Source organism: Pseudonocardia abyssalis (genome assembly GCF_019263705.2).
Lineage (GTDB): Bacteria > Actinomycetota > Actinomycetes > Mycobacteriales > Pseudonocardiaceae > Pseudonocardia > Pseudonocardia abyssalis.
Map to the genome: position 1 here is coordinate 5,147,984 of NZ_JADQDK010000001.1, position 14,361 is coordinate 5,162,344.

Annotated in this window: 13 protein-coding genes; 5 read left to right on the plus strand and 8 right to left on the minus strand. The window is 74.6% G+C overall.

Annotated elements, in window-relative coordinates; all coding sequences use genetic code 11:
* Nucleotides 1-106: 106 nt before the first annotated feature.
* Nucleotides 107-1,153 (minus strand): NAD(P)H-dependent flavin oxidoreductase, encoded by a 1,047-nt coding sequence (locus tag I4I81_RS25280; RefSeq protein WP_218605583.1) that lies wholly within the window; start codon nt 1,151-1,153, stop codon nt 107-109.
* Between the two features lie 53 nt (nt 1,154-1,206).
* On the opposite strand from I4I81_RS25280, the gene I4I81_RS25285 reads away from it, so the two are divergent.
* Complete coding sequence (locus tag I4I81_RS25285; protein WP_218616381.1) at nt 1,207-2,400, plus strand: ATP-binding protein; 1,194 nt, start codon at nt 1,207-1,209, stop codon at nt 2,398-2,400.
* The gene (locus tag I4I81_RS25290; protein WP_218604953.1) at nt 2,397-3,419 is read left to right on the plus strand and encodes a tetratricopeptide repeat protein; all 1,023 of its coding nucleotides are present in this window, start codon (nt 2,397-2,399) and stop codon (nt 3,417-3,419) included. The genes I4I81_RS25285 and I4I81_RS25290 overlap by 4 nt, the downstream gene beginning before the upstream one ends.
* On the opposite strand, the gene I4I81_RS25295 is transcribed toward I4I81_RS25290, so the two are convergent.
* The gene (locus tag I4I81_RS25295) at nt 3,420-4,088 is read right to left on the minus strand and encodes a pyridoxamine 5'-phosphate oxidase family protein (RefSeq protein ID WP_226363567.1); all 669 of its coding nucleotides are present in this window, start codon (nt 4,086-4,088) and stop codon (nt 3,420-3,422) included. It abuts the gene before it with no gap.
* Between the two features lie 157 nt (nt 4,089-4,245).
* Here I4I81_RS25295 and I4I81_RS25300 point away from each other — a divergent pair, with 157 nt between their 5' ends.
* Nucleotides 4,246-5,418, plus strand: coding sequence for a globin domain-containing protein (locus I4I81_RS25300; RefSeq protein WP_218604955.1), 1,173 nt, complete (start codon nt 4,246-4,248; stop codon nt 5,416-5,418).
* Between the two features lie 3 nt (nt 5,419-5,421).
* Here the strand turns inward: I4I81_RS25300 and I4I81_RS25305 are convergent, their stop codons facing one another.
* The 5 genes from I4I81_RS25305 to I4I81_RS25325 all read right to left on the minus strand — a co-directional run bounded on the left by I4I81_RS25305 (nt 5,422) and on the right by I4I81_RS25325 (nt 10,155).
* Complete coding sequence (locus I4I81_RS25305) at nt 5,422-5,844, minus strand: heat shock protein transcriptional repressor HspR (protein WP_275967486.1); 423 nt, start codon at nt 5,842-5,844, stop codon at nt 5,422-5,424.
* On the minus strand, nt 5,841-7,031 hold the full coding sequence (gene dnaJ, locus I4I81_RS25310; RefSeq protein WP_218604956.1) for a molecular chaperone DnaJ: 1,191 nt from the start codon (nt 7,029-7,031) through the stop codon (nt 5,841-5,843). Before dnaJ ends, I4I81_RS25305 begins: the two co-directional genes overlap by 4 nt.
* An 18-nt stretch (nt 7,032-7,049) precedes the next feature.
* Nucleotides 7,050-7,709, minus strand: coding sequence for a nucleotide exchange factor GrpE (grpE, locus tag I4I81_RS25315; protein WP_218604957.1), 660 nt, complete (start codon nt 7,707-7,709; stop codon nt 7,050-7,052).
* Nucleotides 7,706-9,559, minus strand: coding sequence for a molecular chaperone DnaK (dnaK, locus tag I4I81_RS25320; RefSeq protein ID WP_218604958.1), 1,854 nt, complete (start codon nt 9,557-9,559; stop codon nt 7,706-7,708). Before dnaK ends, grpE begins: the two co-directional genes overlap by 4 nt.
* A 167-nt stretch (nt 9,560-9,726) precedes the next feature.
* The gene (locus I4I81_RS25325; RefSeq protein ID WP_218616382.1) at nt 9,727-10,155 is read right to left on the minus strand and encodes a hypothetical protein; all 429 of its coding nucleotides are present in this window, start codon (nt 10,153-10,155) and stop codon (nt 9,727-9,729) included.
* A gap of 89 nt (nt 10,156-10,244) precedes the next feature.
* Here I4I81_RS25325 and I4I81_RS25330 point away from each other — a divergent pair, with 89 nt between their 5' ends.
* The gene (locus I4I81_RS25330; RefSeq protein ID WP_218605731.1) at nt 10,245-13,019 is read left to right on the plus strand and encodes an ATP-binding protein; all 2,775 of its coding nucleotides are present in this window, start codon (nt 10,245-10,247) and stop codon (nt 13,017-13,019) included.
* Nucleotides 13,020-13,071: 52 nt separating this feature from the next.
* The gene (locus tag I4I81_RS25335) at nt 13,072-13,356 is read left to right on the plus strand and encodes a hypothetical protein (protein WP_218605730.1); all 285 of its coding nucleotides are present in this window, start codon (nt 13,072-13,074) and stop codon (nt 13,354-13,356) included.
* Here I4I81_RS25335 and I4I81_RS25340 read toward each other — a convergent pair whose 3' ends face one another.
* Complete coding sequence (locus tag I4I81_RS25340; RefSeq protein WP_443690159.1) at nt 13,357-14,361, minus strand: C40 family peptidase; 1,005 nt, start codon at nt 14,359-14,361, stop codon at nt 13,357-13,359.

Below are 14,361 nucleotides of genomic sequence, written 5' to 3' on the forward strand. Positions count from 1 at the left end.
GTCGGCCCGGCCCGACTTCCTCATCGGTGCCCATGCGGCTGGGGATGCGTCCGCTCAGCCGGGACGCCGGCGCCACCGCGCCTACTCCCCGACCGTCGAGGCGAACTCACCCGAGCAGGGCCTCCGCCTCCCGCCACATCCGCGTCACGACCTCGCCCGCCGGCTCCGCGGTGGCGAGCGCCGCCGACTGCCCCGCCCAGTGGTTGGACCGGTCGAGCCTGCCCGGCTCCCCGCGCCGCATCCGGGCGACGAGCGCGCGTTGCTGCGGGTACGGCGCCGGGGCCGGGGCGTCGGGGGCGGCCCACGCCGTGACGTACGGCGTCGGGGCGGCGCGGGCCAGGCGCCCGGTGTACGCCCGGGTGGTGACGGTCGCCTCCGGGGCGAGCCCGTCGAGCGCGGCCGCCCACTCCGCCGCGATCGCGGTCTCCGGGCTGCGCAGCAGCGCCGTGCCGACCTGCACCGCGCTCGCCCCGAGCGCGATCGCGGCCGCCGCGCCCCGGCCGTCGGCGATCCCGCCCGCGGCGATCACCGGGACGTCCAGCGCGTCGGCCAGGCGCGGGACCAGTGCGAACAGGCCGACCGTCGTGGCCTCGGCGGCGGCCGGGGCGAACGTCCCCCGGTGCCCGCCGGCCTCCATCCCCTGCGCGACGACGGCGTCGGCGCCGGCCTCCTGCGCGGTGAGTGCCTCGTCGAGCGTGGTGGCGCACGCGAACCAGGCGATGCCCGCGGCGTGCAGCCGCCCGACGTACGCGGCGTCGAACACCCCCATGATCGAGGAGACGGCGGTGGGCCGGGCCGCGAGCACCGCGTCGCACTGCTCGGCGAACACCGGGGCGGCCGGTCCGGGGCCGCCGGGGGTGCCGAAGCGGTCGAGGAACGCGGACGCGGCGGCGGTACCCGCGGGGTCGTCGACCGGCTCGTCGGGAATCCACAGGTTGAGCTGCAGCGCCCCGGCCGAGCCCGCCCGGAACTCCGCGGTCCACCCCGCGATGCGTTCCGGGCCGTCGAGCACCACACCGGCCGCGCCCATCCCGCCCGCCTCCGCGACGGCGACGGCGAGCGAAGGCGGGCAGGCCCCGGCCATCGGGGCGGACAGGACCGGGATCCGCAGGCCGAACCGGTCGCAGAACTGCGCCACGCGCGTCGGGGTCATGCGCCTGTCCTATCACCGGGAGGGTCCCCGGGCGGCGTCGCCATACTGGGGACGTGCCCGACGACGCCCTCCTCACCAGCCTCCTCGCGGCGGTCGAAGCCACCCCCGACGACGTGCCGCTGCGGTTGCACGTCGCCGACCTGCTCGCCTCCCGCGACCGGCTCCCCGAGGCGCTCGCGCACGTGACGCAGGCGCTGACCCGCGCGCCGGGCGACCCGGGGGCCGTCGCGATGCTGCAGCGACTCACCGCCGCGATCGCGCGCCCGGTCGAGCCGGAGCCGTTCGACTGGGGGCGCGCGGAGGAGGAGATCGGGCCGGTTCCCGAGTTCGCCCAGAAGGAGTTCACGCAGGAGTTCCGTCCCGACGCCGTCACCGAGGACGTCGAGCGGCCGTCGCTGCGCCTCGCCGACGTCGGCGGGATGGAGGACGTCAAGCGGCGCCTGGAGCTGACGCTGCTCGGCCCGATGCGCAACCCCGAGCTGGCGAAGGCGTTCGGCACGAGCACCGGCGGCGGACTGCTGCTCTACGGCCCGCCCGGCTGCGGCAAGACGTTCGTGGCGCGGGCCGTCGCGGGCGAGCTGGGGGCGTCGTTCTACGAGGTCGGGATCTCCGACGTGCTCGACATGTACACCGGCTCCAGCGAGCGCAACCTCACCCAGGTCTTCGAGGCCGCGCGCCGCAACGCGCCGTGCGTCCTGTTCTTCGACGAGGTCGACGCGCTCGGGCAGAAGCGCTCGCACCTGACGCACTCCTCGAGCATGCGCAACACCGTCAACACGCTCCTGGCGGAGATGGACGCGGGCCGTAACGAGGGCGTGTTCGTGCTCGGCGCCACCAACCACCCGTGGGACGTCGACAGCGCGCTGCGTCGCCCCGGCCGCTTCGACCGGATGCTGCTGGTGCTGCCGCCCGACCCGCCCGCCCGCGCGGCGATCCTGCGCCACCACCTGCGCGACCGGCCCGTCAGCGGCATCGACCTCGACCGGCTCACCCGCTCCACCGAGCACTTCTCCGGCGCCGACCTCGCCCACCTGTGCACCACCGCCGTCGAGCGTGCGCTGGCCGACTCGGTGCGCCTGGGCTCGATCCGGCCCGTCGGGATGCCCGACTTCGACGCCGCGCTGCGCGAGGTCCGGCCGAGCACCGGCCCGTGGTTCGGCACGGCCCGCAACGTCGTCGCGTTCGCCAACACCGACGGGAGCTACGACGACCTGGCCGCCTACCTCAAGCGGAACCGGAAGTTGTGAGCGGCGCCGCGTCCCGGGTCGCGCAGCTCCGGACGCTGCGCCGGCTCGACGAGGCCGAGCGGATCGCGCGTGAGGCGCTGGCCGTCGACCCGCAGGACGCGGCCGTGCTCACCGAGCTGGCCGCCGTCCTGCTGTCCGCGGAGCGCAACGCCGACGGGCTCACCGCGGCCGACGCCGCTGCGGCCGTCGCACCTCAGGACGAGCGCGTGCACCGCATCCGCGGGGTGCTGCTCGCCCGGCTGGGCCGCCATCCCGAGGCCCTGCAGGCCGGGTACGCGGCCGTGAGCCTCGCTCCGAACGAGCCGTTCGCCGCGCTCGGCTACGCCACCGTCCTGCAGCTGGCCGGGCGCCTCGACGACGCCCAGCAGGTGGCGCTGCGGGCCGTCGCGCTCGCCCCGGAGGAGCCTGCTGCGCACCTGCGGCTGGCCGACATCGCCGCCCAGCGCCGCGACACCGCCACCGCCCGCCGCGCCTACGCCGAGACGCTGAGGCTCGACCCCGACAACGCCGCGGCCCGCCACGACCTCGCCGTGCTCGACCTCCACTCCCGCCGCCCCGGCGACGCCCTCCGTGGGTTGGTGGAGGCGGGCACCATGGACCCGACGCAGCCGCTGGTGCTGGGCAACATCGCCGCCGTGCTGTGGCAGCTGGCCTGGCTGCTGCGGATCGTGCTGGTCGTGGCGGTGTTCGTCGTGATCGGGGTGGGGGCGCAGGACGGCGCGACGCCGACGGATGCGGTCCGGATCGCCGGCGCGCTGGTGCTCGCCGTCGTCGCGTTCCTGACCTGGCGCACGGTCCGGGACCTGCCGCCCAGCACCCGGCCCGCCACGCTCGCCGCGGTGCGCGCCGACCGGCCGCTCGCGTTCACCGGCGTCGCGCTCGTGCTGTGCGTGGGGCTGTTCGCCCTGGTGGCGGTGACCGGCGTCGCCGTCATCGCGGTGCTGGTGTGGGGGGTGCTGGCGCTGCTCGCCGTGGTCGCGGTGGTCGTCGGGCTCGCCCGCCGCAACCGGCGGTCCTGATCAGGGGTTGTCCTTCGCCCCGAAGTAGTCGCCGCCCTTGCGGGCCGGGTCGTCGGTGCCCCACGCCCGGCGCAGCGGCACGCGCTGCATCTGCGGGATGTGCTTGCGGCAGTGCACGTACGCCTCCTCGACGTCCACCACGACCCAGCGGTCCGGCTGACGTCCGGGGGCCGGGTCGCGCGGGACGTCCGGTTGCGCGGCGTGGAACGGCTCCGCGTCGACGATCCGCGCGGTGCCGTTGACGTGCAGCCCGATCCGGTCGTGCTCGAAGTCGAGCATCAGCAGCCCGACGTGCGCGTTCTCCGAGATGTTGCCCAGGCTCGCGTGCACACCGTTGCCGCGGTACTCCGGGTAGGCGAGCGTGCGGTCGTCGAGGACGGCGAGGAACCCGGGCGGACCGGACCGCAGCGAGGCGTCGCACTCACCGCGGGAATCGGAGGTCGCGACGAACACCATCTCCATCCGTCGGACGAAGGCGGCCATCGCGGGGAGCAGTCGGTCCCTCACCTGTTCGGCGTAGAACTTCCCGGCGCGGTCGGCGGTGCCGTACGCGCACTGGAGCGCGTGCTCGCCCTCGGAACCGGGCTGGTCGTGGGGCTCGACCGGTGCCGTGACCTCGGTGGGTGCCGCCGGCGGACGGCGGGAGAGGGGGGAGTTGCGCGACGTCACACCCCCACCGTGCCATCCGGGACCACCTCCGGTCACGCGCGGACTCGGTCGCCTGGGTGGCGTCACCCCCCCGTCCGTGCTTTAGGCTGACCCGCTAGCACCCCGCGTCACCGCTCCCCGACGCAGGTCCACCACGAGCAGAGAGAGCCGGCCGTCGATGACCGCTGAACAGTTGCTCACCGCCGATCTCCCCACGGTCGGTGAGACCCGCAGCGAGGCGACCGGGATGGTCGAGGTCATCCGGTCCAGCTGGGCGGTGGTCGAACCGCAGGCGGAGAACGTCGGCCGCCACTTCTACGCCACGCTGTTCAGCCGCGCCCCCGAGACCCGGGACCTCTTCCCGGTCAACATGGAGGTGCAGCGCAGCCGCCTGCTCCGGGCGCTCGTGCACGTCGTCCAGATGGTCGACCAGCCCGACGACCTGGTGCCGTTCCTGGAACAGCTCGGGCGCGACCACCGCAAGTTCGGTGTACTCACCCAGCACTACGACGCGGTCGGTGCGGCCCTGGTGTCGGCGATCGGCGAGTTCGCCGGCGACGCCTGGACCCCTCCGGTCGAGAAGGCGTGGACCGACGCCTACGTCGTGGTCGCGAACGCCATGCGCACCGCCGCGCAGAACGAGCGCGGCCCGGCGTCGTGGCTGGGCCGGGTCGTCGGGCACCGGCGCCTGGGCTGGGACCTCGCCGTCATCACCGTGCAGACCAGCGAGCCGATCCCGTACCGGGCCGGTCAGTACCTCAGCGTCGAGACCCCGCAGCGTCCCCGGCTGTGGCGCTACCTCTCCCCGGCCAACGCCCCCCGCCCCGACGGCACGCTGGACTTCCACGTCCGCGCCGTCAACAGCGGATGGGTCAGCCGCGCGATCGTTGCCCACTCCCGCATCGGCGACACCTGGCGCATCGGCCCCCCGATGGGCCGCATGAGCATCGACAAGGAGTCCACCCGCGAGCTGCTGATGATCGCGGGAGGCACCGGCATGGCGCCGCTCAAGGCACTGCTGGAGGACCTCGTGGCCCAGCCGAAGCGGCCCCGCACGCAGGTGTTCGTCGGTGGGCGGACCTGGGAGGACCTCTACGACTTCGGCGCCCTGCGCAAGCTGTCGTACTCCAACAACTGGCTCGACGTGGTCCCCGTGGTGGAGTCCGACGACGACGAGACCGGTGCCGAGCGTGGCACGCTCGCCGACGTCGTCACCCGCTACGGCGCGTGGGCCGACCACGACGTGCTGGTCTGCGGCTCGCCGTCGATGATCCGGGCCACGGTCTCGCGGATGTTGGTGGCGGGCACGCCGCTCGACCGCATCCGCTACGACCCGTTCACGATGGACTGAGATTCACTTCCGCGGCTTCGGCCGCCACACCACGAGGGCCTGGTTCCGCTCCACCGGCACGAGATCGCGCCGGTAGGAGGCGTGCACGGTGGCGGTGGCCTGCTCGGTGGCGGCGCGGGCGGCCAGCACCTCCTGGGCCAGCTCGTCGAGCCGGGTGCGGAGCTCGTCGACGAGCTGCTCGAGCTCGATGATCCGCTTGATCCCCGCGAGGTTGACGCCCTCCTCCTGGGAGAGGCGCTGCACCTCGCGGAGCAGGGCGATGTCGCGCGCGGAGTAGCGCCGCCCGCCTCCCGCTGACCGGCCGGGGCTGACGAGCCCCAGCCGGTCGTAGCTGCGCAGCGTCTGGGCGTGCAGCCCGGCCAGCTCCGCGGCCACCGAGATCACGAAGACCGGTTGGTCGGGAGAGGGGCCGAGCGGCAGGTTCACCGGACGTCCCTGAGCAGGTCGGCCCGCGGGTCGAAGCCCTTCGTGGCCTCCGCGTAGGACTGCAGCGCCGCGGAGGCGGTGTCGTCGAGGGACTTCGGCACCGCCACCTCGACTGTGACGAGCAGATCGCCCTTCGACGTCTTGCGCTCCACCCCGCGCCCCTTGACGCGGAACGTGCGCCCCGACGTGGTGCCGGGCGCGATCCGCAGCGACACGGTGGACTCCAGCGTCGGCACCGTCACGGTGCTGCCCAGAGCGAGCTCCGGGTACGTGACGGGCACGGTGAGCGTGAGGTCGTCGGCGTTGCGGGTGGATCGCCCGAACAGCCGGTGCGGCGTGACGTGCACCGTGACGTAGAGGTCGCCTGCCGGAGCACCGCCCCGGCCGGGTTCGCCCTGGCCCTTCAGCCGCACCTTGTTGCCGTCGTCGACGCCCGCGGGGACGCGGACGGTGATCTGGCGGGTGCGGGTGCTCACGCCGTCGCCGCCGCACTCGGGGCACGGGTCGTCGATCAGCCGGCCGGTGCCGCGGCAGTCGCGGCACGGCTCGGAGAACGCGAACGCGCCCTGGCTGCGGCTGACCAGGCCCACCCCGTCACAGGTGGGGCACTGGCGCGGCGTGCTGCCCGGCTTCGCCCCGGTACCGCCGCAGCGGTCGCAGCGGCCCGGCGACGACAGCCGGATCGGGACGTCGGCGCCCCGGACGGCCTGCACGAAGTCGATGCGCAGCTCCGTCTCGACGTCGGCGCCGCGGCGGGCCCCCGAGGGGGCGCCCCCGCGGCGGCCGCCGCCCTGGTTCGCGAAGATGTCGCCGAAGATGTCGCCGAGACCACCGGCCCCGGCGCCGCCGCGCTGCGCCTGCCCGAAGATGTCGCCGAGGTCGAAGCCCTGAGCCCCGCCCCCGCCTCCCGGGAAGCCGCCGCCGCCGAAGCCGCCGGGGACACGGCCCCCGGCGAACAGCGCGCGCGTCTCGTCGTACTCCTTGCGCTTCTTGTCGTCCGACAGCACCCCGTAGGCCTCGGAGACGGTCTTGAACCGGGCCTCGGCCTTCGGGTCACCGGGGTTGGCGTCCGGGTGCAGCTCGCGGGCGAGCTTGCGGTACGCCTTCTTGATCTCCTCGCCGGTGGCCTCGGAGGAGACGCCCAGCTCACGGTAGAAGTCCTTCTCGATCCAGTCGCGCTGGGTCATGTCGCCTCGCTCCTCTCGCTACTGCTCGGGGCTCTCGACCAGGTCGGGAGCGGACGGGTCGACGGCCTGGTCGACGACCGTGACCATCGCCGGCCGCAGGACGCGGTCGGCGATGCGGTAGCCGCGGCGCAGCACCGACGACACGACCGCGACCGACGGCCCGGCCACGTCGCCGCTCTCGTGCTGGACGGCCTCGTGCAGCGACGGGTCGAACAGGTCGCCGTCGGCCGCGAACGGCTCCAGGCCCTGCTTCTGCGCCACCGCGACGATCTTGTCGGCGACGGACTTGAACGGGCCCGTGAGATCGCCGTGCGCGGCGGCCCGGTCGATGTCGTCGAGGGTCGTGAGCAGCTCGGAGACGAACTGCACCCGCGCCCCCACCAGCACCGACTCCCGGTCGCGGTCGACGCGGCGCCGGTAGTTGGCGTACTCCGCGCTGACCCGCTGCAGGTCGGCGGTGCGCTCGGCCACCTCGGCGGTGAGTTCCTCGACCCGGGGGTCGAGGCCGGTCTCGCTCACGGGAACGTCCTCCTCTGCCGGCGTCGAGCCGGGGGTCGCGCCCCCGGCCGGGGACTCCTCCTCGGCCGGGGTGCGCACCTCACCGGTCACCGGGTCGACCCGGCGCCGGTCCCGGACCACGACCGGCTCACCCTCGGTGTTGCGGTCGTGGTCGCTCACGTGCGGTCCTTCTCCTCGTCGACGATCTCGGCGTCGACGACGTCGTCGTCGGCCTGGGACTGTGCACCGTCGGCGCCCGGGGCGTCACCGGTGGCGGCGGCACCCTCCTGCTGGGCGTAGAGCGCGGCGCCGAGCTTCTGCGACTCGGTGGCGAGCTTCTCCGACGCGGCCTTGATCGCCTCGGAGTCGGTGCCCTTGAGGGCCTCCTGGGTCTCCGTGACCGCAGCCTGCACGCCGTCCTTGACGTCGGACGGGAGCTTCTCGTCGTTCTCCTTGAGGAACTTCTCCGTCTGGTAGACGAGCGACTCGGCCTGGTTGCGGACCTCGGCGTCCTCGCGGCGCTTCTTGTCCTCCTCGGCGTGCTGCTCGGCCTCGCGCATCATCCGGTCGATCTCGTCCTTGCCCAGGGCGGATCCACCGGTGATCGTCATGTCCTGCGTCTTGCCGGTGCCCTGGTCCTTGGCCGAGACCTTGACGATGCCGTTGGCGTCGATGTCGAACGACACCTCGATCTGCGGCACGCCCCGGGGCGCGGGCGGCAGCCCGGTCAGCTCGAACATGCCGAGCTTCTTGTTGTACGCCGCGATCTCGCGCTCGCCCTGGAACACCTGGATCTGCACGGACGGCTGGTTGTCGTCGGCCGTGGTGAAGATCTCCGACCGCTTGGTGGGGATCGTGGTGTTGCGCTCGATGAGCTTGGTCATCACGCCGCCCTTGGTCTCGATGCCCAGGGACAGCGGGGTGACGTCGAGCAGCAGGACGTCCTTGACGTCGCCCTTGAGCACGCCGGCCTGCAGGGCCGCGCCGAGCGCGACGACCTCGTCCGGGTTGACGCCCTTGTTGGGCTCCTTGCCGCCGGTGAGCTCCTTGACGAGCGTGGTGACGGCCGGCATGCGGGTGGAGCCGCCGACGAGGACGACGTGGTCGATCTGGCCGACCGAGATGCCGGCGTCCTTCACGACCTGGTTGAACGGGTTGCGCGTGCGGTCGAGCAGGTCGGCGGTGATCTTCTCGAACTCCGAGCGCGAGAGCGTCTCGTCGAGGAAGAGCGGGTTCTTGTCCGCGTCGACGGTGATGTAGGGCAGGTTGATCGTGGCCGTGTTCTGGCTCGACAGCTCGATCTTGGCCTTCTCGGCGGCCTCGCGGAGGCGCTGACCGGCCATCTTGTCCTTGGTCAGGTCGATGCCCTGGCTGCTCTTGAACTTGTCGACGAGCCAGGTGATGATCCGCTCGTCCCAGTCGTCGCCGCCGAGGTGGTTGTCACCGTTGGTGGCCTTGACCTCCACGACGCCCTCGCCGATCTCCAGCAGGGACACGTCGAACGTGCCGCCGCCGAGGTCGAACACCAGGATCGTCTGGTCCTTGTCGCCCTTGTCGAGGCCGTACGCCAGCGCGGCGGCGGTGGGCTCGTTGACCACGCGGAGCACCTTGAGGCCCGCGATCTCGCCGGCCTCCTTGGTGGCCTGGCGCTGGGCGTCCTCGAAGTACGCGGGGACGGTGATGACGGCTTCGGTGATGTCCTCGCCCAGGTAGGACTCGGCGTCGCGCTTGAGCTTCTGCAGCACGCGCGCGCTGATCTCCTGCGCGGAGTAGGTCTTGCCGTCGACGTCGCCGGTCTTCCAGTCGGTGCCGATGTGGCGCTTGACCGAGCGGATCGTCCGGTCGACGTTCGTCACGGCCTGGTTCTTCGCCGACTGCCCGACGAGCACCTCGCCGTTGCGGGCGAACGCGACGACGGACGGCGTGGTCCGCGCGCCTTCGGAGTTGGCGATGACCGTCGGCTCGCCACCCTCCAGGACGGCGACGACGGAGTTGGTGGTCCCGAGGTCGATCCCGACCGCACGAGCCATGGTGATGCCCCTCTTTCTCTGCCTTGCGTTGGTCCGGCTCAAGTCTGCCACGACCTGTCCACTCGGGTTGAGTGGGTCTGGCTCAACTTGCTCGAACCGTCCAACGGCGGAGGGGGCGCGCTTGTTCCGCGATCCCGGATCGCCCCGGGAGGTGTGGCCCGGCTCTCCTACAGGGGGGCGGCGGGGCGGGGCTCGACCCGGCCGCCCGTCGACCTGGGGAGGGGGTCGTCCACCGGGGCCAGTACGCGGTGCGCCGCCGGGTTCGTGACCGGTTCGTCCCGCGCGTCGCGGTACTCCAGCTCGCCGTCGGCGCCCAGGTCGGCGTGGTAGCCGGCGGCGGCGAGCTGCTCCTCGTCGAGGTCGGTGAGCAGCTCCCAGCGGCTCGGGACCACGCGGTAGTCCGGCCAGGGGAGGTCGCCGTAGGCGTCGTGCAGGTCGGCGAGCAGGCCGACGAACACCTGCTGCCAGCGCAGCGGCATCGACTGCGCGAGCGAGCGCGGCACGACGAGGTGGTCCTCGGTGGCGCCGCGGGCGGGTCGGTCGAGGTAGTCCGCCACCGGGGTCGTGGAGGCCGGGGCGGGGGGTTCGGGGGGCATCGTTCGCTCCTGGGGTCGTACGTCCCCCCAGCGTCCCAGCCCGCCACGACATGCGCCCGCGCCGGGGCCCGGTGCGCCATGCTGGACGGATGACCGCAGGACTGCCGGGCCGCGACCGCGAGCTGGCCGCCCTGCGCGGCTGGCTCGACGGCGCGGTCGCGGGCCACGGGCGGTTGGTGCTGGTCCGGGGCGAGGCGGGCATCGGCAAGACCCGCCTCGCGCAGGAGCTCGCCCGGGACGGTGTGGCCGTCGCGTGGGGGCACTGCGTCGACACCGAGGGTGCCCCGCCGTTCTGGCCGTGGCAGCAGGTGCTGCGCGCGCTCGGGGTGTCCGTGACCGCTCCCGCGGCCGGTCCGGACTCGCCGCAGGACCGCTTCCACGCCGTCGACGCGGTGGCCGCCGCGGTGCTGGCCGCCGCGCGGCCGCTGCTCGTGGTCGTCGACGACCTGCACTGGGCCGACGAATCGTCCGTGCTGGTGCTGCAGCGGCTCGCCGACCAGGCGCCGGGAGTGTCGTTGTTGCTGGTCGCCACGGTTCGCGACACCGGACCGGCCGCCCTCGCGGACCTGCAGCGCGCCCCGGACGCCGAGCTGGTCGAGCTGGGTGGCCTGGGCCCGGACGACGTCCGCCGGCAGCTGGACGCCCTCGGCGCCACCGGCGTCCCCGCCACCGACGTGCACGACGCCACCGGCGGCAACCCGTTCTTCGTGCGCGAGGTCGCCCGCTCGGTCCTGGACGGGACCTGGATGCCGGGCGCCGCGCCGCGGACCGTCCGCGACGCGGTCCGGGCCCGGGTCGACCGGCTGGCGCCCGAGGTCCGGCGGCTGCTGCAGGCGGGCGCCGTGCTCGGCAGGCGGTTCGCACCCGCGGTCGTGGCCGACGTCCTCGGTGTCGCGGTGGCGGACGTCCCCGGGCCGGCCGACGCGGCCGTCGCCGCCGGGCTGCTCGCCCGTAGCGGGGCGGGCGAGCTGCGGTTCGCCCACGCACTGACCCGGGACGCCGTCCGCGCCTCGGTCCCGACCGGTGAGCTGCTGGCCCTGCACCGCGCGGCGGCCGACGCCCTGGAGGCGCACTGGGCGGGCGAGCTGGACGAGCACCTCGCCGAGCTGGCCTGGCACCGCCTCGCGCTGGCGCCCTACGGCGAGGGAGAGCGGGCCCGCCGATGGGCGCTGCGCGCGGCCGCGGCGTCGGTGCGGCGGCTCGCCCCGGAGGAGGCGGTGCGGCTCTACCGGGCGGCGCTGGCCGTCCCCGACGCCTGGCCCGACGCCGACGGGCCGTGCCGCACCCGGCTCGACCTCGGGCGGGCCTGCGCCCTGGCCGGTGACCTGGACGGGGCGCTGGCCGCCGCCGTCGCCGCGGGGGACCTCGCGCGGCAGGCCGGCCGGCCGGACCTGCTCGCCGAGGCCGCGCTCGTGGTGGAGCCGGTGCCGGACCCGGCGATCACCGCAGTGCTGGACCGGCTCGGCGGCGAGGCGCTGCGCGCCGTGGGCGAGCCCGGTGACCCGGCCCTGCGGGCCCGGCTGCTCGCCCGGCGCAGCCAGCTCGCCTTCTACGCGGGCGACCACGAGTTGACGCGCGCGGCGGCGGCCGCGGCCGTCGAGCTGGCCCGCGGCACCGGCGACGACGGGGCGCTGGTCGCAGCCCTGCGCGCTCGGCACGACGCCTGCCCCGGGCCCGCCGGACGGCCGGAGCGCCTCGCGCTGGCCGCCGAGATGCTGGCGGTGACCGGTGACGCCCGGGCGGCGATGTGGGGCCGGCTGTGGCGGATCGACGCGCTCGTCGAGGACGGGGCGCTGACCGCGGCCGAGGACGAGCTGGGGGCGCTCGCCGCCGACGTGGAGCGCGTCGGCGGACCGGCTGGTCCCTGGCACCTGGACCGGGTCGCCGCGTGCGTGGCGCAGGCCCGTGGGCGCTTCGCCGAGGCGGCGGAGGCGGCGGCCCGCGGGTACGAGCGGATGCGGCGGATCGAACCGTCGTCGGCCACCGGGGTGTTCCTGGGCACGCACTGGGCCCTGGCCCGGCACGTGGGGAGCTCCGCAGACGGGCTCGCGTTCGCCCGGACCTGGGTGGAGCCGCCGCCGCGGTTCCGGACGATGGGCCGGGTCTCGCGGGCCTACCTCCTGCTGCGCGCCGGCCACGCCGAGGAGGCCGCCGTCCAGTTCCGCCAGGCCGGGCCGCCCGAGGCGTGGTCGTGGCCGGTGTTCTTCGTCGCGCCCGGCTCGGTGCTGGCCGCGCTGGTGGCGATCGAGCTGGACCGGCGGGAGGAGCGGGACGCCGCGCTGGCCGCGCTGGAGGCGTTCCGCGGGGAGCACGTCGTCGGGAGCGGCGTGAGCTACTGCGGGCCGGCCGAGGTGACGCTCGGCATCGGGGCGCTCGCCCGGGGCCGGCTCGACGACGCCGTGGCCGATCTCGACGTCGCCGTCCGGGCGTGCGACCGGGCCGGCGTGCCCGCGTTCCTCGCCGAGTCGGGCCACCACCTGGCCCGGGCGCTGGTCGCGCGGGCCGGTCCCGGCGACCGGGACCGGGCCCGGCGCCTCGCCACCGAGAGCGACCGGCTGGTGCGGGCGCTCGGGATGGCGGCGTTCGCCGGTCCGAGCGCGGAGCTGCTGCGGCGGCTCGGCCCCGGCGACGGCGGGCTGTCCGCGCGGGAGGCCGAGGTCGCCGCGCTCGTGGCCGAGGGGCTGTCCAACCGCGGGATCGCCCAGCGGCTGGTGATCTCCGAGCGCACGGCGGGCAACCACGTCGCGCACATCCTCACCAAGCTGGGCTTCACCTCGCGCAGCCAGATCGCGGCCTGGGCCTCGCCGCGGATGAGCACCACGGTGAGTGATGCGGCTCATGTCGCGCCGCCGCTGCGCTCCTAGCGTCCTGCGTGACGGCCGGGTCCACCGGCCGCGGAGCAGCCAGGAGGCCGCCATGTCCTACGTCACCGTCGTCGACGACTCGCCCGCCGGCTCGATCGAGAACCTCGACCGGTTGATGACCGAGATCCTGCCCGACCCGGAGGGCCTCGCCGCCCGCTACGCCGGCACGGTGGACGGCAAGCTGTGCATCGTCGCCGTCTGGGACTCCCGCGAGCACGCCGAGACGTTCATGGAGCGCGACCTCGGCCCCGGTCTGCGGCAGCTCCTGGGTGGCGCCGCCCCCACCTCCGCGCCGGGGTCGGTGGGGATCGAGATCGAGCACAGCTGGGTGCGCTGATCAGGCTCGGTTCGGGGCGGTTCCCGGGCGCGTGGCGAGGGGGACGAGCTCCTCGTAGTCCCACGGCACGGGCCGCACGCGGACGAACTCGCCGGTGTACGGGGCCTCGACCATCTGGTCGTCGCCGATGTACATGGCGACGTGGTGGATGGTCCGGGGGTCGTTGCGGTCGGTGGCGTAGAACAGCAGGTCACCGGGCTGCATCTCGCGGACGGGGAGATGCCCGCCCGCGTTGTACTGGTCGCGCGAGACCCGCGGCAGCGTGATCCCGGCCTCGCGGAACGCGGCGACGAGCAGCCCGGAGCAGTCCCAGCGGTCGGGCCCGTTGCCGCCCCACAGGTAGGGCGAGCCGACCTCGGCGAGGGCGAAGGAGATCGCGGTGCCGGCCACGCCGTCGGCGAGCACGGCGGTGGGCCGGCAGCCGATCGGGTCGGCCACGTCGGCGAGTCCCTGCACCAGCTCCGCGGCCAGGTTCTCCCACTTCGCGTAGGCGTTGGGGAACGCGGAGCGCTGCACGGTCTGCGCGGCGACGGTGACCGGCATCGTGTCCCAGCCCGGCACCTCGAGCAGCCGCTCGATGAAGATCGTCGTGCTGTAGATCGGGTCGGTGACCTGGGCCGGGCTCCCCCACCCCTGCGACGGGCGCTGCTGGAACAGTCCGAGGGAGTCCCGGTCGCCGTAGTCGATGTTGCGCAGCGTCGACTCCTGCATCGCCGTGGCCAGCGCCACCAGCCAGGCCCGCGGCGGGGCGCCCATCCCCCGGGCGACGCCGATGATCGTGGCGGCGTTGGTGCGCTGCTCGTCGGACAGGGTGGCCGCCGTGGTGCCGCCCGCCCCGCCCGCGAGCGTCACGCCGCCGCGCAGCCCGGCGTCGCAGGATCCGGTCTGGGTCGTCGACCGGGCCCCGCCGCCGTTGACGGTGAACGCGATCAGGCTGACGACCAGCACCAGACCGAGTGCGGCGAACACCGCGACCGCCGGGACGAGCAGGCGCACCGGCCGCAG